The organism is Nonomuraea sp. NPDC049709 (assembly GCF_040674815.1).
Taxonomy (GTDB): Bacteria; Actinomycetota; Actinomycetes; order Streptosporangiales; family Streptosporangiaceae; genus Nonomuraea.
The window spans coordinates 1-1,643 of record NZ_JBFANM010000200.1; the positions used below are offsets into that span (position 1 = coordinate 1).

General features: G+C 67.2%; 1 protein-coding gene. It reads right to left on the minus strand.

Annotation, left to right across the window (positions count from 1 at the left end):
* A partial coding sequence (locus AB0J69_RS61645) for a tyrosine-type recombinase/integrase (protein ID WP_364138672.1) occupies nt 1-1,548 on the minus strand: 1,548 nt, incomplete at its 3' end.
* Nucleotides 1,549-1,643 lie beyond the last annotated feature (95 nt).

Consider the following 1,643-nt stretch of genomic DNA (forward strand, 5'->3'; position numbering starts at 1 on the left):
GGCTCGTTCGTATTCGGCGCGGACGGTGGTGTCGAACAGCCGCCCAGAGCGCAGACTCATCTCGGCGGAGGCGTGTCCGAGCAACGCCATCAGCGCCTGCAACGAGACCCCGGCGTTCACCAGGGCGGTGGCGTAGGTGTGGCGGAGCTGGTGGGAGGTGATGTGACCGAGTCCAGCTTGCTGAGCAGCGCGATCGAGTTCCGCGCGGACGGCGCCTTGGCCGAGGCGGCGTCCGTGGTGGGTGAACAGGAACTGAGCCGGACGCTGGTAGCGGGGATGCGGCATGGGTCTGCCGTGCGTTCGGAGCTCGATGATGCGGTCGATCAGGTCGAGGATCTCCTCATCGAGGGGGACCATGCGTTCGGTCTCCAGCTTCCCGAGGCCGATCTTCAGCCAGCTGCCGTGGCCGGGAACCTCATGGACGCAGTCGAGCTCCAGGTCCAGGAGTTCCCCGATGCGTAGCCCGCAGGCGCGTTGCAACCTTAGGGCGCAGGCGGCCAACTGGTTGCCGGGACGGTCGCGGAGCTCTTCGGTCAGGCGGCGATCGGCATCGACGGGCAGGTAGCGGGGCAGCACCTGCGGGAGCTTGGGGTTGTCATCACGAAACACCAGCTTGCGGGCGGGCGCCTCGGCCCAGCCCCACTCGGTGATGTCGGTGAGGAAGCCGGTCAGCGCGATCACCCGGCGGGAGCGGTCGGCGACGGTGATGGCTTCGCCGTTCTTGGGGTTGACGGCGTCAACCAGGGCGGTGAGGTAGGGCTCGATGTGATGCTGCCGGTCCAACTTGGCGATCGAGGTGAGTCCGGGATCGATGTGGGTGAGGAAGAGGCCGAAGTGTTTGAGCCGGGTGGCGATCGCGGAGACGGTCTTGGGTTGGCAGGTGGCGCGCTTGCGTTCCAGGTAGGCGATCATCGTGGTGCGGATCGGTTCTGCCACCTCGGCCAGCCGCTCCTCGAAGGGGACCGGCCCGCCCATCCTCGGCAGCGTGTCGATAATGCCCAGGTGGAACAGGACCCGCTGGGCATTGCTGAGCGCGGACAGATAGTGGCGGTGGTCCTTGCCGGTGCGGGCGCTGCGGGCGACGCAGGCGGCGGCGAACTCTTCCAGGTCGGCCAGGGTGAGCTGTTCAAGGATGGGTCCGGCCTGGATCAGGAGCCGGGCCGGCACCTGAGAGCCGGTGGCCAGACGCACGCGCAAGGAGAAGCCGAGGTCCTCGGCGGCGGTCATGAAGCGCTGCACTCCCGCAGCGATGGGCGAGTCCTCGATCTCTCGCCAGAACGTGGACAGTTTGCGTTCTAGCAGGTAGTCGTAGCCGGGCCGTAGTCGGCGGTGCAGCATGAGGAAGGTGATGATCGGCCGAGTGTGCGCATCGGCCGACAAGCGGATCTCCAACAGTTCGGCGGCCCAGCGCCCGGGGTCGGGCCAACGTTCGAAGAACACTCGCGCGGCCTGCTGATAGGGACGGTTGCCTCGCCCGGTCCGCTGCAGATAGTCGAGGTAATCGGCGTGCAGGCTATTGCTGGGCGCGGATGCGGCTGCGTGCGGCATCGAACTCGGCTTTCACATGGGCGGGTGCCAGATGGATATAGCGGGCGGTGGTGTCGACGTGCGCGTGACCGAGCAACGCCTGCATCACCGACAGG